This is a genomic window from Agrobacterium sp. 16-172Ci (genome assembly GCF_053522725.1).
This window is the reverse complement of the sequence record NZ_JBNWBW010000004.1, coordinates 126211-144450: the sequence shown is the minus strand read 5'-3', so window position 1 is coordinate 144450 and position 18240 is coordinate 126211. Positions and strand designations below refer to the sequence as shown.

16 protein-coding genes and 1 other RNA gene are annotated in these 18240 nt (G+C 60.5%); 7 read left to right on the top strand and 10 right to left on the bottom strand.

The annotated features are described in order from the left end of the window. Positions 1 to 26 precede the first annotated feature (26 nt). Both ruvA and ruvC read right to left on the bottom strand, forming a co-directional pair. Positions 27 to 644, bottom strand: a complete 618-nt coding sequence (gene ruvA / locus ACQZ40_RS07120; RefSeq protein ID WP_003523218.1) for a Holliday junction branch migration protein RuvA — start codon at positions 642 to 644, stop codon at positions 27 to 29. A gap of 32 nt (positions 645 to 676) precedes the next feature. Continuing rightward, the gene (gene ruvC, locus ACQZ40_RS07115; protein WP_003523217.1) at positions 677 to 1189 is read right to left on the bottom strand and encodes a crossover junction endodeoxyribonuclease RuvC; all 513 of its coding nucleotides are present in this window, start codon (positions 1187 to 1189) and stop codon (positions 677 to 679) included. A gap of 246 nt (positions 1190 to 1435) precedes the next feature. On the opposite strand from ruvC, the gene ACQZ40_RS07110 reads away from it, so the two are divergent. After that, the gene (locus ACQZ40_RS07110) at positions 1436 to 3745 is read left to right on the top strand and encodes a methyl-accepting chemotaxis protein (RefSeq protein ID WP_448747647.1); all 2310 of its coding nucleotides are present in this window, start codon (positions 1436 to 1438) and stop codon (positions 3743 to 3745) included. Positions 3746 to 3876: 131 nt separating this feature from the next. Then, a complete protein-coding gene (locus ACQZ40_RS07105) occupies positions 3877 to 4878 on the top strand; it encodes an LLM class flavin-dependent oxidoreductase (protein WP_080819508.1) in 1002 nt (333 codons plus the stop codon). 54 nt (positions 4879 to 4932) lie between these two features. On the opposite strand, the gene ACQZ40_RS07100 is transcribed toward ACQZ40_RS07105, so the two are convergent. Beyond that, positions 4933 to 5679 (bottom strand): YebC/PmpR family DNA-binding transcriptional regulator, encoded by a 747-nt coding sequence (locus ACQZ40_RS07100; RefSeq protein ID WP_003523214.1) that lies wholly within the window; start codon positions 5677 to 5679, stop codon positions 4933 to 4935. Positions 5680 to 5873: 194 nt separating this feature from the next. Here ACQZ40_RS07100 and ACQZ40_RS07095 point away from each other — a divergent pair, with 194 nt between their 5' ends. Next, entirely contained in the window at positions 5874 to 6377 is a 504-nt protein-coding gene (locus ACQZ40_RS07095; RefSeq protein ID WP_065656489.1) for a pyridoxamine 5'-phosphate oxidase family protein, read from the top strand. 38 nt (positions 6378 to 6415) lie between these two features. Here the strand turns inward: ACQZ40_RS07095 and ACQZ40_RS07090 are convergent, their stop codons facing one another. The 7 genes from ACQZ40_RS07090 to ACQZ40_RS07060 form a co-directional block, all read right to left on the bottom strand. Then, positions 6416 to 7258 carry an MBL fold metallo-hydrolase gene (locus ACQZ40_RS07090; RefSeq protein ID WP_448747646.1) on the bottom strand — a complete coding sequence of 281 codons (843 nt, stop codon included), beginning with the start codon at positions 7256 to 7258 and terminating at the stop codon, positions 6416 to 6418. A gap of 114 nt (positions 7259 to 7372) precedes the next feature. After that, positions 7373 to 8197, bottom strand: coding sequence for a TIGR00282 family metallophosphoesterase (locus tag ACQZ40_RS07085; protein WP_003523211.1), 825 nt, complete (start codon positions 8195 to 8197; stop codon positions 7373 to 7375). Between the two features lie 173 nt (positions 8198 to 8370). Beyond that, positions 8371 to 8988 carry a 5-formyltetrahydrofolate cyclo-ligase gene (locus tag ACQZ40_RS07080; RefSeq protein ID WP_065656491.1) on the bottom strand — a complete coding sequence of 206 codons (618 nt, stop codon included), beginning with the start codon at positions 8986 to 8988 and terminating at the stop codon, positions 8371 to 8373. Beyond that, positions 8988 to 10250: a hemolysin family protein gene (locus ACQZ40_RS07075; protein ID WP_020812224.1), complete on the bottom strand. Its 1263-nt coding sequence runs from the start codon at positions 10248 to 10250 to the stop codon at positions 8988 to 8990. The genes ACQZ40_RS07080 and ACQZ40_RS07075 overlap by 1 nt, the downstream gene beginning before the upstream one ends. 230 nt (positions 10251 to 10480) lie before the next feature. Continuing rightward, a non-coding RNA gene (ssrS, locus tag ACQZ40_RS07070) (6S RNA) lies at positions 10481 to 10639 on the bottom strand. 79 nt (positions 10640 to 10718) lie between these two features. Next, positions 10719 to 11096 carry a cell division protein ZapA gene (locus ACQZ40_RS07065; RefSeq protein WP_003523207.1) on the bottom strand — a complete coding sequence of 126 codons (378 nt, stop codon included), beginning with the start codon at positions 11094 to 11096 and terminating at the stop codon, positions 10719 to 10721. Positions 11097 to 11106: 10 nt separating this feature from the next. After that, the gene (locus ACQZ40_RS07060; protein ID WP_035263131.1) at positions 11107 to 11379 is read right to left on the bottom strand and encodes a DUF4164 domain-containing protein; all 273 of its coding nucleotides are present in this window, start codon (positions 11377 to 11379) and stop codon (positions 11107 to 11109) included. Between the two features lie 325 nt (positions 11380 to 11704). Between ACQZ40_RS07060 and tkt the strand changes: the two genes are divergently transcribed. The 4 genes from tkt (at position 11705) to ACQZ40_RS07040 (ending at position 18225) form a co-directional block, all read left to right on the top strand. Then, positions 11705 to 13687 carry a transketolase gene (gene tkt / locus ACQZ40_RS07055; protein WP_080857467.1) on the top strand — a complete coding sequence of 661 codons (1983 nt, stop codon included), beginning with the start codon at positions 11705 to 11707 and terminating at the stop codon, positions 13685 to 13687. 62 nt (positions 13688 to 13749) lie between these two features. After that, the gene (gene gap / locus ACQZ40_RS07050) at positions 13750 to 14760 is read left to right on the top strand and encodes a type I glyceraldehyde-3-phosphate dehydrogenase (RefSeq protein WP_059755800.1); all 1011 of its coding nucleotides are present in this window, start codon (positions 13750 to 13752) and stop codon (positions 14758 to 14760) included. 329 nt (positions 14761 to 15089) lie between these two features. Next, entirely contained in the window at positions 15090 to 16955 is a 1866-nt protein-coding gene (locus tag ACQZ40_RS07045; protein ID WP_448747645.1) for a potassium/proton antiporter, read from the top strand. Positions 16956 to 17022: 67 nt separating this feature from the next. Then, positions 17023 to 18225 (top strand): phosphoglycerate kinase, encoded by a 1203-nt coding sequence (locus ACQZ40_RS07040; protein ID WP_003523198.1) that lies wholly within the window; start codon positions 17023 to 17025, stop codon positions 18223 to 18225. The last annotated feature ends 15 nt before the right edge of the window (positions 18226 to 18240 follow it).

Sequence of the window (18240 nt, the reverse complement as noted above, 5' to 3'; positions counted from 1 at the left end):
CGACCAGCATGTGTACCGCGCCCAGCCTACCGCGAAAGCTCTTTCAGCCCGAGCCGGATCAGCTTGGCGCTGTCGCCGCCCTCCCCGCCGTTCTTCAGCGCGGCGGCAACCGCATTGGCGGCCTGGTCGCGCGAATAGCCGAGATTGGTGAGCGCGGAGACGGCATCCGCCACCGGCGCGGATGCGACGCCTTCGCCAAGCTCCTGCTTGAGGCCGATTGAGGCGGAAGCCTCTCCCGCAAAGGCCGGAGCCTTGTTGCGAAGCTCGGTCACAAGACGCACCGCCACCTTCGGCCCGACGCCCGGCGCGCGCGAGATCATCGTTTTGTCCTGTAGCGCAATGGCATTTGCCAGTTCGGAGGGCGACAGCGTGGAAAGAACGGCCAAGGCCACTTTCGAGCCAACACCCTGCACGCTCTGCAGAAGGTTGAACCATTCCCGCTCCAGCGCCGAGAGAAAACCGAAGAGCTTCAGCTGGTCCTCACGCACATAGGTTTCGATGAACAGCACCACCGCCTCCCCGACGGAGCCGATTTTCGACAGCGTGCGCGCCGAACAATAGGCGACGTAACAGACGCCGTGCACATCCACCAGCACATAGTCCGCGCCGATTTCCTCGATGCTGCCTTTCAGTTTTCCGATCATGGTGCCGCCCGCTGTGATGAGACTTTAAATATTCAACCGGCCGCCAGCAGTCGCCGCATCCTGTCACCGCCGCGATTATGGGCGTGGCAGATTGCGATGGCGAGCGCGTCCGCCGCATCGTTACCCTTGAATTCGGCCTTCGGCATCAGGATTTTCAGCATCATGTGAATTTGCTGCTTTTCGCCGTGCCCGACGCCGATGACGGCCTTCTTCACCGCGTTCGGCGCATATTCAAAGACCGGCAATCCTGCGCGCGCCGGAACCAGCATGGCGATGCCGCGCGCCTGGCCGAGTTTCAGCGTCGCAACCGCATCCTTGTTCACGAAGGTCTGCTCCACCGCCGCCTCATCGGGCTGATGGCTGTGCACGATATCCGCCAGCCCGTCATGCAGCTGGCAGAGCCGCGAGGCGAGATCCATATCACCGTCCGACGTCACCGTGCCGGAGGCGACAAACCGCAGACTGTTACCGAGGGTGTCGATCACCCCCCAGCCGGTGCGCCTTAATCCGGGGTCAATGCCGATGATTCGAATCGTCTTTTGCATGAGGCACCTTATCTTTCCGGCTGCGACCCTGCCAGCGATAAGTGAACAAAACGACAACATTCATCAAATTTGCAGTGCAGCATTTACCTCTGCTTAAACCGCGTACCGCATTGTTCCCCCCACAAAATAAAAAAGGGGAGCTGCGGACATGATGATCCGCAGCATAATATCTGAGCCATATCAGCCATCCGGTGGCGCCACATGCATGGCGCGGGAACTGATACGGCATTGGGGGCTGCATCGGCCATGCTGAACCGTTTTCATTCCATATCCACCAAAGTGCTGGCGATTTTCCTGGCGCTGATGGCGATCTCGACCGGGGCTCTGACACTTCTCGGCTACCAAAGCAGCAGCGGCGTTCTGGAAGAACAGGCGTCGAAATCCATGGAGAGCATTCTCGTCTTTCGCGGCGACATGCTCCAGGAGCTTCTTGAGCAGCTGAAAACGCAGGCGGATTCCATCGCCAAGATCGAATCCCTGCAGATGGCTGTCGTTTCCATGCGCAGCGGCTGGGCAACCGTGCAGAAAAACTCAGGCGACGCGAAGGCGGAACTGCAGCGCGTCTTCGTCAAGGAAAACCCCTTTGGCGAAAAGGAAAAGCTGATCAAGCCGGAAAGCCCGAGCGGCTTTTATTATTCCACCCATGAAAAAACCCAGACGGATATTGGCGGTTATCTGCAGGGAACGCCGTTCAGCGACGTTCTCTTCATCGATCCCGCAGGCACGGTCTATTACTCTTACCTGAAAGGATCGGCTTTCGGGGAAACCGTCACCGGCAGCGCCTGGGCGGAAAGCGGCCTCGGCGCGGCCTTCGCACGCGGCGCCGCAAATGCCGAAAAGGCCGTTAACGACGTGGCCCAGACCAGCTTCTCCGGCCTGCGCATCGATGCCGCCACGAAAGAGGCCGGCATTTATTTCGGCGTTCCCGTCGTCAAGTTCGGCGCTTTCAAGGGCATCGTCCTCTTCCGGGTCAAGGAAGAGGTCTTCAGCCAAATCCTCACAAAGGGTGTGACGGCCGGCAGTTCCGAACAGTCCGCGATCGTTTCCGCCGATGGCAAGGTTATCGGCGTGGAGGGCAACAGGCTGGTCGGCCTCGATCCGGCAATCTATGGCTTCCATGGACAAGCGCTGAATACGACGGGCATGACGATTGCCAAGATCGACCGTGCCGATGGCGAGGCCAATGCCTATGCCCGCCCCTTCTCCTTTGCCGGGGAAAAATATCTCGCGGTGGAAAGCATGCTGCGCAGCGAATTGAATGCGGGCTCGGTTTCGATTGCCGGCACGCTTGCCGTGATCGGCCTTTGCGTTCTGGCGGCCATGTGCGCGGCGACGGCCTTCTTTGCGCGACGCCTGTTCGCACCGCTGGAAAAGCTTGCAGGATTGACCGGCGAAGTGGCCGCAGGCCGTCTCGATGCGGAGATCGGCAATCAGGACCGGAAGGACGAGATCGGCCGCATGGCGCGGGCGCTTGGCAGTTTCCGCGAAAAGCTCATCCTGCAGCGGGAGATGCAAGAAACCGCATCGCGCACGCGTGAGGAAGCCGAAACGGCCCGCCGCGCGCATCTTGCGGAACGGGAGGCCGAGGCCGGCACCCTGCAGATGGTCGTGCATTCCCTGGATGAAGGGCTGGATCGGCTGGCGAACGGCAATCTCGCCTATCGTATCGAAACCGTCTTCCCCGACGATCTCGAAAGCCTGCGCCATAACTTCAACACGGCACTTTCCCGGCTCAGCGAAACCATGCAGGCCATCGGTGGCAACTCCGCCGCCGTTCGTGGCGGTTCCGAGGAGATGCGAGTGGGCGCCGATCAGCTCGCCGAACGGACCGAACGGCAGGCAGCTTCCATCACCGAAACGGCAAGCGCGATCAAGGCGATCACGGAGGCCGTCCGCGACCAGATCGAACGCGCCGAACAGGCAACGCGGATAGCCCGCGACGCCAGCGCGGAGGCCACGGCATCCAGCCGCATCATGGAGCAGACCATCGCCGCCATGGAGGCGATCCAGACCTCGTCACGCCAGATCAACCAGATCATCGGCGTCATCGATGAAATCGCCTTTCAGACCAATCTTCTCGCCCTCAATGCCGGCGTTGAGGCAGCCCGTGCGGGCGAAGCCGGCAAGGGCTTTGCGGTCGTGGCGCAGGAGGTGCGCGAACTGGCGCAGCGTTCGGCAGCGGCCGCAAAGGAGATCACCAGCCTGCTGAAACGTTCCACGGACGAAGTTTCCGCCGGCGTGGCGCTGGTGGAAAAAGCAGGCACGTCGCTTTCCGGCATCGGCAAGCATGTGCAGACCATCAGCACGCGCATCGAGGAGATCATGGACTCCACCCGCGAGGAAGCGCACACGCTCTCGGAAATCAACAGCACCGTCGCCAGCCTCGACGCCATGACCCAGCAGAATGCCGCCATGGTAGAAGAAACGACGGCCGCCATTCACAATCTCGCCTCCGAAGCGGGTGAAATGGATGGCAGGCTTGGACAATTCACGCTGGCTTCCGACCGGGATGCAGCAGGTCATCGCGACGCCCGACTAATTCGGCGGGCAGGCTGAAAAAGCAAAGGGGCCTCTTCGGAGGCCCCAATTTTTTTGAACCATCCTTCAATTCTGCGCGACTTCACTGGTAAATCGGGACACGCGCCTTACATCCGCAGCTAAAGATTTCAATTTCGCAGGAGCGTCGGATGATCCCCTTTTCCATTCTCGACCTTTCGCCCATCGGCGAAGGCGAGAGCGTCAGCGAGGCGCTTGAAAACTCCCGCCGAATGGCGATAAAGGCCGAAGAACACGGCTATAACCGCATCTGGCTGGCGGAGCACCACGGCATGCCGGGCATTGCCAGTGCGGCAACATCGCTCGTCATCGCCCATGTGGGCGCGGCCACGAAACATATCCGCGTCGGCTCCGGCGGCATCATGTTGCCCAACCACTCCCCGCTCGTCATCGCCGAGCAGTTCGGCACGCTTGCGGCGCTGCTTCCCGGCCGTGTCGATCTCGGTCTTGGCCGTGCGCCCGGAACCGACATGCGCACGGCACGGGCGCTGCGCCGCAATCTCGATGCCGGCGCGGAAAACTTCCCGCACGATATCGTCGAACTCCAGCGTTACCTTGGTCCGCCGCAGCAGGATCAGGCGATTCTTGCCGTGCCAGGCATGAATTCGAATGTGCCGATCTGGCTGCTCGGCTCCAGCACCTACAGCGCACATCTCGCCGCAGCCCTCGGCCTGCCCTATTCCTTCGCCTCGCATTTTGCCCCTGACATGCTGATGGAAGCGATCCATATCTATCGCGAGCGCTTCCAGCCCTCCGAAGTACTGGACAAGCCCTATGTGATGGTGGGTGTGATGGGGGTCGGCGCCGATACGGACGAGGAGGCGCAGCATCTCTTCACCTCGTCGCAGCAGCAATTCGTCAACCTGCGCCGCAACGTGCGCACGCAGTTTCCGAAGCCGGTGCACAGCATGGACGATTACTGGAACGAGATGGAACGTTTCTCTGTCGAACACACGCTGCGTTTTGCGGCCGTCGGCTCGCCTGAGACGATCCAGCGCCATCTCGACGGTTTCCTGGCGGAAACGCAGGCGGATGAGCTGATCGTTTCCATGCCGATCCATGACATCGAAAAGCGACTGCGATCCGTGGAGATTTTTGCCGACGTGCGAACCTCCATAAAGAAGGCTGCCTAAACAAAAAAGCCCCGGAGCGGATCGCTGCCGGGGCTTTCTTTGAAACATGAGACGTCAGGCGGAAAGCTTGGCGAGAATTTCTTCAGACACTTCGAAGTTGGAGTAGACGTTCTGCACGTCGTCATCGTCTTCGAGATTGTCGATGAGCTTCATCAGCGACTGCGCCTTTTCTTCATCCACCGGCACCGTGTTCTGCGGCTTCCAGATAGCCTTGACGCTTTCGGCTTCGCCCAGCACGCCTTCCAGCGCCTTGGAAACCTCGTTCATCGCTTCGAAACCGCAGATGATGGTGTGGCCGTCCTCGGAAGATTCGACGTCGTCGGCGCCGGCTTCGATGGCGGCTTCCATCACCTTGTCGGCATCGCCGACTTCAGCCTTGTAGGAGATTTCGCCAACCCGATCGAATGAGAACGAGACCGAGCCGGTTTCGCCGAGAGCGCCGCCGGCCTTGGTGAAAATGGAGCGAACGTTGGAAGCGGTGCGGTTGCGGTTGTCCGTCAGGGCCTCGACGATGACGGCGACGCCGCCCGGGCCGTAACCTTCGTAACGGACTTCGTCATAGTTTTCGCCATCGGCGCCGGACGCCTTCTTGATCGCACGCTCGATGTTGTCCTTCGGCATGGACTGGGCCTTGGCGTTCTGGATTGCCAGACGCAGGCGCGGGTTCATGTTCGGGTCGGGCATGCCCGTCTTTGCCGCAACGGTGATTTCGCGCGCAAGCTTGGAAAACATTTTGGACCGCACGGAGTCCTGCTTGCCCTTGCGGTGCATGATGTTCTTGAACTGTGAATGACCAGCCATGGAAAACCTGATTGTCGTAATTTGGAGATTGCGGGCCTTATAAGTGCGATAGCCGCGCCATTCAACCCCGCAAGCGCTTTCTCTTGCCGCAACAACGGAAGGAACCGATTTATCCGCTCTTCGTTCTGATCATGAACGCGGCGGAAAAGGATATTTTTCCTCCGTCGCAACATGAGACCCGAAGGAGAAAACATATGGTCAGCCTGACTGAAGCACGAGAAGCACCGGCCCGCCAGCTCTGGGACGAGATCAATTCCGTCCACGCCGGCATGCTCGGTCTCGAAGGACTGCACAACCACATGCAGCCCATGGCGCCTCACGCTGACCCCAAGACCAACACCGTCTGGTTTTTCTCCAAAAAAGACACCGATCTGGTGAAATCGCTGAAATCCGGCTCCCGGGCGCATTTCTGCGTGGTGGGCAAGGACCATGACTACCACGCCTGCCTTTCAGGCATCCTCGAAGCACGCGACGACAAAACCAAGATCGACGAATATTGGAACTCGGTCACCGCCGCATGGTACGAACATGGCAAAAGCGACCCGCAACTGATCATGCTGGCGTTGCATGTCGACGATGCCGATATCTGGGCTTCGACGGACAGCACGCTGAAATTCGGCTGGGAAATCGCCAAGGCGAACATGTCGGATGACAAGACGCCTGATGTCGGCGTCCGCCAGCACCTCACTTTTGCCTGATAAATGGCTCCCCCCGGCCTTCCCCGCCCGTCGCCATGCTACATGCCTTTTGGCACCAGTATCTGCGGCTGGCGGGGAAGGTTTCTCATCGAAACCCGGATCACCGGATCGGTCGCATAGGCAACGCGGAAACTCTCGCCGAACATCGTCAGAAACTGCTCCAGTGGCGGGCCGGTGCGGTGCATCGGCAGGATCAGCGCGGAGCGCAGGCGCTTGACCACCCGGCTCATGCTGTCTGCCCCCATGGTCAGCCCGCCATCCACCGGCACCATCAACACATCCAGACGGCCGATCTCGGCGTAATGCGTATCCGTCAACTCGTGATGCAGATGCCCGAGATGGCCGATGCACAGCCCGGCAACCTCGAAGATGAAGATGGAATTGCCGTTCTCCTGAAAGGATTCGTAATCGCCCCAGCGGTTGCGGATGTCGGTTGCGACATTGCGGATATAGACATCGCCCACCAGAACCTTGTGCTCGGCCTTTTCTCCCGGCGTATCGCTCCAGCCATGCAGCACATATTGAATGGCCGGGTCCGGACTGAGGGTAAAATGCGTCGAATGCGCCCGGTTCATCGTCACCACCGTCGGCGTGACGGGCGGACGATAGACGCCGTTATAATCGGTGGCGATTGTCACACCGCCTGGGCTTTCGATGAGATAGGTGGAATGGCCGATGAAGCTGATCTTCACCTCTTCCTTTGCCGTCGCCTGCGCCAGCTGAACACCCGGCGGATTGAAGCTCGCGAACATGACGCCCGGAATGTTGCTGGCGATCGCCTGGCACTGGCTGACGGGAGGACGGCTCGCCGTCTGGGAGAAGGCCGCTCCCGAACAGGCGATCAGCCCCGATATTGCAAGCATTAGCACGCGCAGCATCATGCCACTCCCCTGAACTTGCGAAGCTGAGAGGATGGGACAGGTTTTGGCGAGCGTCCAGTTACAAGAGCAACGGAAGGCTCGCCCTCTCGTCATTGTGAACGCTTCGGGGGAAGATTAAACCCAGAAAGACGGCAGGGTTTCCGAAAGCCGCGGCCCGATGCGCAGCGGCGCAATCTTTTCCGCCAGTCCGGTTCGGTCGGAAATCTCCACGCCGACGCCGCAGATTGTCGCAGGTCCGCTGGCGGCCTCGAAACGGCCCTTCGGCATTTTGGAAATGAAGCGGTTGATCGGCTCCTCCTTCTCCATGCCAAGCGAGCTGTCATAATCGCCGCACATGCCAGCATCCGACATGTAAGCGGTTCCGCCATTCAATATCTGGGCATCGGCGGTCGGAACATGGGTGTGGGTACCGACTACGAAACTAGCGCGCCCATCGACAAAATGGCCGAAACACTGTTTTTCGCTGGTCGCTTCCGCGTGGAAATCGAAAATAATGGCGTCGGCCTGTTCCTTCAGCGGGCAGGCGGCAAGAATGTTTTCAGCCGACTTGAAGGGATCGTCCAGTTCCGGATGCATGAAGACCCGGCCCATGATGTTGGCAACCAGTATGCGCGCGCCGTTGCGGGCATAAAAAATGCCCGAGCCTTTGCCCGGCGTACCATCCGGATAATTGGCGGGCCGGAGGAACTGGTCATGACGCTCGCAGAAGGAAACCGCTTCCTTCTGGTCCCAGACGTGGTTGCCGGTCGTCACCACATCGGCGCCGGCATTGATGGTCTCGAGATAGATATCCTCGGTGATCCCAAAACCGCCGGCAGCGTTTTCACCGTTGACGATGACGAAATCCAGCTTCAGGTCGGAAATCAGCCCCGGCAACCGCTCCCAGACAGCCGTGCGTCCGGTCTTGCCAACCATATCTCCGAGAAAAAGAAGCCTCATTCACCCGCCCCGATCTTGCGCATGTTTCTATATTTCGTCCCCTCTAGTGCATTTCCAGGAAAAGTGGAACCCGGTTTCCCGTCCGCAAATGCGACGAAACAAAGAGTTAGGGGTCTTCGCCATTCAAGGAAAAGTGGAGACCCTCTAACCGGAAATCCATCTTTTAAAAAGTGCTAAAGCGCCTTTTGCCCACTATCGGAGATCGACAATGGGGCGGAAAACCAGCGCAGGCCGCTTTCGGTCAGAATGGCGTGAAGCGACACATCATGCGGCTCCGCCGGCACGGACGGCACTTCCTGACAATCGAAGGCGACGCCGACGAGCACGGGCTGACGACCCCTGGCGTGCAATCGCGCAATGGCGCGGTCATAATGGCCTGCGCCATAACCGACCCGCTGACCTTTGCCATCGAAGACGGAGAGAGGCACGAGCAGAATATCCGGATCGAGAACCTCCGCATCCTCACCCGGGCCGGTCGTGCCAAAGCCGGTCTTCACCAGCGGCGTATCCGGCTCAAAGGCGCGGAAGACGATGGTTTCACGATCCAGCACAACGGGCAGGACAAGACGCCCGCCCCTTGTCCGCAACGCCTCCATCAGCGGCCGGGTATCGGCCTCGGAGCGGATCGGCATAAAGCCGGAAATTACGGTGCCCGGTGCAAAGGGGATATCGGAGGCGCCATGGGCCGTTATGGACTGGCTCTTCTGCTGGCGCTCCGCCAGCGTCAGCGCATCGCGCGCGGCGAGCCTTTCGCCGCGCAGCCTTGCTTTTTCGGCAACGTCACCGGGCATCAGGCGGCCCGGCTCACGAGAACCTTGTCGATGCGGTGGCCATCGAGATCGATGACCTCGAAACGCCAGCCATTGCGGGTGACATGTTCGCCCAGTTCCGGCAGGCGGCGGAACTCGTCCAGAACCAGACCGGCAACGGTCTCGAACTCGGCATCCTCGTCAATCTGGAAACCCATGCGATAAGCGAACTCATCGGCGGGCATCCAGCCGGCGACGAGGAACGAACCGTCCTCGCGCTCGACCATGGCCGGCTCCTCATCGTCATCTTCCTGGAACGCACCGGTGATGGCTTCCAGCACGTCGCCGGAGCTGATGATGCCTTCGAAATGGCCGTATTCGTCGTAGACCAGCACCATATGCACGGTGGAACGGCGCAGCGACTGGATGACGTCCACCGCGCTCGTCAGATCCGATACGACCGGCACTTCCCGCAGAAGCTCGCGAATGTTGAGTTCCTTGCCGGAAGCCAGCGCATCGAAAGCGTCCTTGGCGAAAAGCACGCCGAGAATTTCATCCGAGGCGCCGTTGCGCACCGGCAGGCGCGAACGCTGCGTCTGGCGAAGCTGCTCGCGGATTTCTTCGGCGCTGTCTTCGATATCGACCACTTCCACATCGCGTCGCGGCGTCATCAGGCCGCGCGCATTGCGGTCGGCAAGGCGCATGACGCTGGTGATCATCGCCGATTCCTCGGTCTCGATCACACCGGCGCTGTGAGCTTCGGCCAGAACCGTGCGGATTTCATCGTCGGTGACCGAAGCGTTGGATTCACCGCTATGGCCGAGAAGCGCCAGAACGGCCTTGCCCGACCGGTCGAGCAGCCACACCAGCGGCGCGCCGACCTTGGACAGCAGCATCATGGTGGGGGCGACGCGGGCGGCGACCTTTTCGGGATCGCGCAGCGCAATCTGCTTGGGCACCAGTTCGCCGACGATCAGCGACAGATAGGTGATGGCCACGACCACCGAGCCGACGCCGAGCGCATCGGCGGCACGGTCGGGAACGCCCTGCTCCAGAAGCCACGCCGTGAAGCGGGCGCCGAGCGTGGCGCCGGAAAAAGCGCCGGAAAGGACGCCGACCAGCGTGATGCCGATCTGCACCGTGGAAAGAAAGCGTCCGGGATTTTCGGAAAGGCTGAGCGCCATTGTGGCGCCCTTGCTGCCTTGTGTGGCAAGCACTTTGAGCCTCGCCGGTCTGGAGGAGACAACGGCAAGCTCGGACATGGCAAGCACACCGTTCAATACGGTGAGCAGGACCACGATCATAATTTCAGTAAACAAGTTTAGCTCTTTGGGCTGTTGAACGGCACGTCGCGGTTTTGACCGCAGCGCCCTTTTTTAAAGGGCATGACAGACATACCAATCCGGATAATAGGGAATTGTTCCGCCATTGCAATGACGGCAATATAAAAAAGCCGCGTCCGGCAGTTATGAAAAATGACTGTCGAATATATCAAGGATACAGGGAAGCCCCGGAGGTTGATCCGAAACTTCAAGCGCGATCCACGGCGACCGATGGAGATTTACGATCCTGGGCGCCTACAAAAGTAGGTGGGCACCGTGTGTCCAGCCCCACGGGACTGGCCAGGGACAGCTCCCTTTGGATCGAGTATGGCCCCAGGGATTGTGGTTCCTGTCGGGAAGCGCAGAACGCATAGAAGATATAGGACGGATCGGAGAAAACCGCCAGAGGGCAGCGCGCGAAATTTTGCCGCCTCAGAACCCTTCAGGCCATCAATGCGCGGCGGGCTTCGGCCGCGCCAGCAGTTTTTCGGTAATCCCGTTCAGGCGGTCGGCCAGATCGCCGATGGCGAGCGCCACCATCTCGTCTGATTTCGCCCGGTGCTCGGCCATGCCGTCGCGGTTGCGGGAAAGGGAGGCGACCTCTCCTTCCAGCTTCTCGATCTTGCGATTGAGTTCGGAAAGCTCGTCCATCACCATGATGCCCGCCATAACGGTCAGGCGAAGATCGCCGATTTCGCCGAACTGGCTCTTGAGGTGCCCGACATACCGGTCGAACCTCGTTGCGAGATCGGTCAGATGGTCTTCCTGCCCCGCCTCGCACGCCATGCGATAGGCCTTGCCGTCGATCATAACTGTGACTTGCGCCATGAGCCCGCTCCTATCGATCCAGCACCGCGCGGATCGTCTCCATCGCCGTCACCAGCCGGCGGGAAACCTCGCGATTGACTTCTTCAAGACGATTGGCGCGAAACTCGGCCTGATCCAGCTCATGCGCGAGCCTTGCGCGGTCGACATGGACCCGCTTGACCTCGTTATCGATCTCGCCCGTCTCCCTTTGCCGCTCGATACGCATATCGATGGCATTTTCGAGATTTGTGATGGCAGCATTCAGCTCCGTCAGCGCAGATTGTACGGTCTTGTCAGCCGACATCGTTTTTTCCAACTCGCACGCCACCGGCCGAATCGTCCGGTTTCAGGCCTTTTCAACAATCACGAGGTTATTACCCGATTTACCATCCCGTCAATCAAACCAGTGCATTGAGACGTTTTGCTCTGTGGATGAACGAAGAGGCGGCAACGCCTATCGCACGGATTTTGTCAGGATGCCCGATTTTCTAAACGATTTTTTCTCCCTCAGCGAACCGCAAACGCCCGTGGATTTATTGACTTGCCGGCCTCACCTGCTATGGATCAACCCGCTTTTTGGATAGTTGCGTAAAACTATCTCCTTTCACCCGGAAACAGACGGAAAAGCCATGATTTCTCGCGACAAACACAACCGGATGGCAAATGCGATCCGATTTCTTGCCATGGATGCAGTGGAGAAGGCCAATTCCGGCCATCCCGGTCTGCCGATGGGCGCCGCTGATGTCGCCACCGTTCTCTTCACCCGTTACCTGAAATTCGATCCCAAGGCGCCGCTCTGGGCGGATCGCGACCGCTTCGTGCTGTCGGCAGGTCATGGCTCGATGCTTCTTTACTCGCTGCTCTATTTGACGGGCTACGAGGACATGACGATCGACGAGATCAAGCGCTTCCGTCAGTTCGGTTCCAAGACCGCCGGCCACCCCGAATATGGCCACGCGACCGGCATCGAAACCACAACCGGCCCGCTCGGCCAGGGCATCGCCAACGCCGTCGGCATGGCGATTGCCGAGCGCAAGCTGGAAGAGGAATTCGGCTCCGACCTGCAGAGCCACTTCACCTATGTCCTGTGCGGTGACGGCTGCCTCATGGAAGGCATCAGCCACGAAGCCATCGCGCTTGCCGGCCACCTGAAGCTCAACAAGCTCGTTCTGTTCTGGGATGACAACAACATCACCATCGACGGCGAAGTCGGCCTCTCCGACAGCACCGACCAGATCGCCCGCTTCCAGGCCGTTCACTGGAACACCATCCGCGTCGACGGCCATGATCCGGACGCGATTGCCGCCGCCATCGAAGCTGCGCAGAAGTCCGACCGCCCGACCTTCATCGCCTGCAAGACCGTGATAGGCTTCGGCGCGCCCAACAAGCAGGGCACCCACAAGGTTCACGGCAACCCGCTCGGCGCCGAAGAAATCGCCGCCACCCGCAAGCACCTGAACTGGGAAGCCGAAGCCTTCGTCGTTCCGGAAGATGTGCTCGATGCATGGCGTCTCGCCGGCCTGCGCTCCACCAAGACCCGCCAGGACTGGGAAGCCCGCCTTGAAGCCGCTGAAGCCGGCAAGAAGGCCGAATTCAAGCGTCGCTTCGCCGGCGACCTGCCCGGCAATTTCGACAGCGCCATCGATGCCTTCAAGAAGAAGATAATCGAGAACAACCCGACGGTCGCCACCCGCAAGGCTTCGGAAGATTCGCTCGAAGTCATCAACGGCGTCCTGCCGGAAATGGTCGGCGGTTCGGCTGACCTGACGCCGTCCAACAACACCAAGACCAGCCAGATGAAGTCCATCACGCCGACGGACTTCTCCGGCCGTTACCTGCATTACGGCATCCGCGAACACGGCATGGCAGCAGCCATGAACGGCATCGCTCTGCATGGCGGTCTCATTCCTTATGCCGGCGGCTTCCTGATCTTCTCGGATTATTGCCGTCCGTCGATCCGCCTTGCAGCGCTCATGGGCATCCGTGTCGTCCACGTTCTGACGCATGATTCCATCGGCGTCGGCGAAGACGGCCCGACCCACCAGCCGGTGGAGCAGATCGCAGCCCTGCGCGCCATTCCGAACCTGCTCGTCTTCCGCCCCGCGGATGAAACCGAGACGGCGGAATGCTGGCAGCTCGCGCTGGAACAGAAGCATCGTCCTTCCGCACTGGCGCTTACCCGCCAGAACCTTGCGCCCTCACGCAAGGAATATGAAGAGAAGAACCTCTCTGCTTACGGTGCCTACGAACTCGTCTCCGCCAGCGACGCCAAGGTTTCGATCTTCGCCTCCGGTTCGGAAGTCGAAGTGGCGCTGAAGGCCGCCGCAACGCTGAAGGACAAGGGCGTTTCCGCCCGCGTCGTTTCCGTTCCCTGCTTCGAGCTCTTCAAGGAACAGCCGGAAACCTATCGCAACGCCATCATCGGCAAGGCTCCGGTGAAGATCGCGGTCGAAGCCGCCATCCGCCAGGGCTGGGATTATTTCATCGGCTCCGACGGCGCATTCGTCGGCATGCACTCCTTTGGAGCGTCCGCACCGGCGAAGGATCTCTTCAAGCACTTCGGCATCACGGCGGAAGCCGTCGTCGCCGCAGTCGAGGCAAAACTTGCGTGAGGGCTTCCCAGGCCCTCACCATTCAGCAAAGACCACGCCCATTCTTGTTCGGGAGACTGTAAATGACTGTAAAAGTTGCCATTAACGGCTTCGGCCGCATCGGCCGCAACGTCCTGCGCGCCATCGTCGAATCCGGCCGCACCGATATCGAAGTCGTTGCCATCAACGACCTCGGCCCGGTGGAGACCAACGCCCACCTGCTGCGTTACGATTCGATCCACGGCAAGTTCCCGGCCGATGTGAAGGTAGAAGGTGACACGATCATCGTTGGCGGCGGCAAGCCGATCAAGGTGACGGCCGTTCGCGATCCGGCAACACTGCCGCACAAGGAACTCGGCGTTGACATCGCCCTGGAATGCACAGGCATCTTCACCGCCCGCGACAAGGCTGCCGCTCACCTGACGGCCGGCGCAAAGCGCGTCATCGTTTCGGCTCCGGCTGACGGCGCTGACCTCACCGTCGTCTTCGGCGTCAACGACGACCAGCTGACGAAGGACCATCTGGTCATTTCCAACGCGTCCTGCACCACCAACTGCCTCGTGCCGGTCGTGAAGGTTCTCGATGACGTCGTTGGCATCGACCATGGCTTCATGACGACGATCCACTCCTACACGGGCGACCAGCCGACGCTGGACACCATGCACAAGGACCTGTACCGCGCCCGCGCCGCAGCCCTGTCCATGATCCCGACCTCGACAGGCGCTGCCAAGGCCGTTGGCCTCGTTCTGCCGCACCTCAAGGGCAAGCTGGACGGCACGTCGATCCGCGTTCCGACCCCGAACGTTTCGGTCGTGGACTTCAAGTTCATTGCCAAGCGCGCCACCACGGTTGAGGAAATCAACGAAGCGATCAAGTCTGCCGCCAATGGCAAGCTGAAGGGCATCCTCGGCTACACGGACGAGCCGCTTGTTTCCCGCGATTTCAACCACGACAGCCATTCGTCGATCTTCGCCAACGACCAGACCAAGGTCATGGAAGGCAATTTCGTGCGCGTCCTGTCCTGGTACGACAACGAGTGGGGCTTCTCCAACCGCATGTCGGACACGGCCGTCGCCTTCGCGAAGACCATCTAACGAAGACGCATTAATGGATGCAGGTCCGGCGGGAGCAATCTCGCCGGATTTTTTATTTCGATTTTCCTATCAGGTGCCTCCAAGTTTTCAATTTCCTGCCTTTGTCTGGTCCACTTTGGGACGGACAAGAAACACAGGGATAACGGTCGTGCGCAATGCACTTCGGCCCTGCCGTATCATTCGATACACCCCGCCTTGCGTCGCCTTTCAACGCCACCCGAAACAGCGCTGACAGACCGCAACCCGTGGGGCATTGACTGCAGACGCGCAGAGCATTCATTGCGCCACGGGTTGCGGTCTATCAACGCGGTTTGAATGAGGCGGTGGACGTGGAATCATTTTATCTTCTGTTGCTGGTCGCAACCGTTCTCGTTCTCGTCGCCGCCTTTTCGAGCCTTATCGCCTTCCGCTTCGGCGCGCCGCTGCTGCTGCTTTTCCTGATGATCGGCCTTGGGGCCGGTGTGGACGGCCTCGGCATCGAATTCACCAACAATCCGCTGGCCTATATGCTCGGCTCGCTGGTGCTTGCCGTCATCCTGTTCGATTCCGGGTTCGGCACGTCCATCCAGTCCTTCCGGCTTTCGGCGGCACCCGCCGTCGCTCTCGCCACAATCGGCGTCATCCTCACATCCGTCTTTTTTGCCGGCGCGGCAGCTCTCCTGCTCGGGCTTTCCTGGCTGGAAGGCCTGCTACTCGGCGCCATCGTCGCTTCCACCGATGCGGCGGCCGTGTTCTTCCTGCTGCGCATCGGCGGCATCCATATCCGCGATCAGGTGCGCTCGACGCTGGAAGTCGAATCCGGCACCAACGATCCGATGGCGATCTTCCTCACCATTGCCCTGGTCGAAATCATCGCCAAGGGCCAGGGGCTGGCCGGCATCGATAGCGGCTTTCTGCTGCTTTTCATCGAGCAGATGGGCCTTGGCGTGATTTTCGGCCTGCTCGGCGGTGTCATGATCGCCACCGTCGTCAACCGTTTCGCCGCCGACCGGGGGCTTGCGCCCATCTTCGTGCTGGCGCTGGCGCTGCTCGTCTTTTCCTTCACCGGCACAATTGGCGGCAGCGGTTTTCTGGCGGTCTATGTGGCAGGCATTGTTGCCGGCAACCGCCGGATCTTCGCCAAGGAAACCATCCGCCGTTTCCATGAGGGGCTGACCTGGCTTGCCCAGATCATCATGTTCCTGATGCTCGGCCTGCTCGCCACCCCGTCGCAGTTTCCGGCAATCGCCATTCCGGCCGTGCTGCTCGCGCTTTTCCTGATCTTCGTCGCCCGCCCGCTTGCAGTGTGGCTGAGCCTGATGCCCTTCAACTATACCCAGCAGGAAACCTCCTTCGTGGCATGGGTGGGCCTGCGCGGCGCGGTTTCCATCCTGCTCGCCATCATGCCCATTCTCGGCGGGCTTGACGATGCGCAGATTTATTTCAACGCCGCCTTCATCATCGTGCTGGTGTCGCTGCTGGTGCAGGGCTGGACCATCAAGCCGGTGGCGACAAGGCTCGGGCTGATCGTGCCGCCGCGCATGGGTGAGGTGGACAAGCTGGAAGTCGACCTGCCCGGCACCGCCAATCATGAACTGATCTCCTACCGGGTCGCCAAGGGCAGCGCCATCATGCAGGGCGAACGTATTCCGCGCTGGGCCATGCCCTCGCTGGTGGTGCGCGACGGCAAATCGATCCGCTATCAATATGCCGGGCGGCTGCGGGAGAACGATCTCGTCTACCTCTTCATCGCGCCCGGCTATTCCCGCCTTATCGACCGACTGTTCGCCAGCGCCCTGCCGGTTGCCGATGACGACGCCGATTTCTTCGGCACCTTCGCGATCTTGCCCGCCCGTCCGGCAAAGGAGCTGGACGCAGCCTATGGTCCCGGCCTGCTTTCGCCCGCCGAACAGGCGATGAGCGTCGCAGAACTCATCGAAGCGCGCCTTGCCGGAAAGGCCGATTATGCCGACCGCGTGCGCCTCGGCTCCATCGTCCTGATCGTTCGCACATTGGACGAACACGAGGCGATAACCGGTGTGGGCATCTCCCTCGAGCCGGTGGAACCGGCGACCAGCCTGCCGATCTTCATCAGCTTTTCGGAAATCCTCAATCGTGTGCGCAACCATCTGGCAGAGAAGCGCCAGCCACGCTCCGCCAGCGTTGAAGAAAGCGCCCCCGCCGCTGCGAATACAGTAAGAGAAAATGAGGCCTGACCGGCTTGCGTCGTCAATCAGGCATAGTATGGTCCGTGCCGAACTCGCAACAAATCAGGATCGACCTATGCCCGCTTTCAAGACCCTCGACGACCTCAACGACATTGCCGGAAAGCGCGTTCTCGTCCGCGTTGATCTCAACGTGCCGGTCGCAGATGGCAAGGTGACGGACGCAACCCGTATCGAACGCGTTGCGCCGACCATTCTGGAACTGTCCTCCAAGGGCGCAAAAGTCATTCTGCTTGCCCATTTCGGCCGTCCGAAGGGCGAACCGGTGGCCGACATGTCGCTTTCCCAGATCGTACCCGCCGTCGAGGAAGTATTGGATCACGCCGTTTCCTTCGCGACCGACTGCATCGGCGCACCGGCGGCGGACGCCGTCGCTAAACTGAACGATGGCGATATCCTGCTTCTGGAAAATACCCGTTTCCACAAGGGCGAAGAAAAGAACGATCCGGCCTTCGTCGAAGCTCTGGCAGCCAATGGCGATATCTATGTGAACGACGCCTTCTCCGCCGCCCACCGCGCCCATGCCTCCACCGAGGGCCTGGCGCGCCACCTGCCCGCCTATGCCGGCCGCACCATGCAGGCCGAGCTTGAGGCTCTGGAAAAGGGCCTCGGCCAGCCAGTCCGTCCGGTCGTCGCCATCGTCGGTGGCGCCAAGGTTTCGAGCAAGATCGATCTGCTGATGAACCTCGTCAAGAAGGTCGACGCCCTCGTCATCGGCGGCGGCATGGCCAACACCTTCCTCGCCGCCCGCGGCGCGCAGGTCGGCAAATCGCTGTGCGAGCATGATCTCGCCGAGACCGCAAAGCAGATCATGATCGAGGCTGCGACATCCGGCTGCGCCATCGTGCTGCCGGAGGACGGCGTCGTCGCTCGCGAATTCAAGGCCGGTGCGGCCAATGAAATCGTCGACATCAACGCCATTCCCGCTGATGCCATGGTTCTCGATGTCGGCCCAAAATCGGTTGAAAGCATCAAGGCCTGGATTTCCCGCGCCGAAACGCTGGTCTGGAACGGCCCGCTCGGCGCCTTCGAAATCGAGCCCTTCGACGCGGCGACCGTGGCTGCCGCAAAACACGCGGCGGAATGCACCAAGGCCGGCAAGCTCGTCTCCGTCGCCGGCGGCGGCGATACCGTTGCCGCGCTCAACCACGCCGGCGTTTCCGAGGATTTCTCCTATGTTTCGACGGCCGGCGGCGCCTTCCTCGAATGGATGGAAGGCAAGGAATTGCCGGGCGTTGCCATCCTGACCGCCGCCAAGTAAACTCACCCTACTTGC

Coding starts and splice junctions, on each gene's coding strand:
- ACQZ40_RS07075 (WP_020812224.1), bottom strand. CDS start 10,250: ATGATCGTGGTCCTGCTCACCGTATTGAACGGTGTGCTTGCCATGTCC.
- ACQZ40_RS07060 (WP_035263131.1), bottom strand. CDS start 11,379: ATGTCGGCTGACAAGACCGTACAATCTGCGCTGACGGAGCTGAATGCT.
- ACQZ40_RS07105 (WP_080819508.1), top strand. CDS start 3,877: ATGATCCCCTTTTCCATTCTCGACCTTTCGCCCATCGGCGAAGGCGAG.
- ACQZ40_RS07100 (WP_003523214.1), bottom strand. CDS start 5,679: ATGGCTGGTCATTCACAGTTCAAGAACATCATGCACCGCAAGGGCAAG.
- ruvA (WP_003523218.1), bottom strand. CDS start 644: ATGATCGGAAAACTGAAAGGCAGCATCGAGGAAATCGGCGCGGACTAT.
- ACQZ40_RS07110 (WP_448747647.1), top strand. CDS start 1,436: ATGCTGAACCGTTTTCATTCCATATCCACCAAAGTGCTGGCGATTTTC.
- ACQZ40_RS07085 (WP_003523211.1), bottom strand. CDS start 8,197: ATGAGGCTTCTTTTTCTCGGAGATATGGTTGGCAAGACCGGACGCACG.
- ACQZ40_RS07040 (WP_003523198.1), top strand. CDS start 17,023: ATGCCCGCTTTCAAGACCCTCGACGACCTCAACGACATTGCCGGAAAG.
- ACQZ40_RS07095 (WP_065656489.1), top strand. CDS start 5,874: ATGGTCAGCCTGACTGAAGCACGAGAAGCACCGGCCCGCCAGCTCTGG.
- ACQZ40_RS07080 (WP_065656491.1), bottom strand. CDS start 8,988: ATGCCCGGTGACGTTGCCGAAAAAGCAAGGCTGCGCGGCGAAAGGCTC.
- gap (WP_059755800.1), top strand. CDS start 13,750: ATGACTGTAAAAGTTGCCATTAACGGCTTCGGCCGCATCGGCCGCAAC.
- ACQZ40_RS07065 (WP_003523207.1), bottom strand. CDS start 11,096: ATGGCGCAAGTCACAGTTATGATCGACGGCAAGGCCTATCGCATGGCG.
- ruvC (WP_003523217.1), bottom strand. CDS start 1,189: ATGCAAAAGACGATTCGAATCATCGGCATTGACCCCGGATTAAGGCGC.
- tkt (WP_080857467.1), top strand. CDS start 11,705: ATGATTTCTCGCGACAAACACAACCGGATGGCAAATGCGATCCGATTT.
- ACQZ40_RS07090 (WP_448747646.1), bottom strand. CDS start 7,258: ATGATGCTGCGCGTGCTAATGCTTGCAATATCGGGGCTGATCGCCTGT.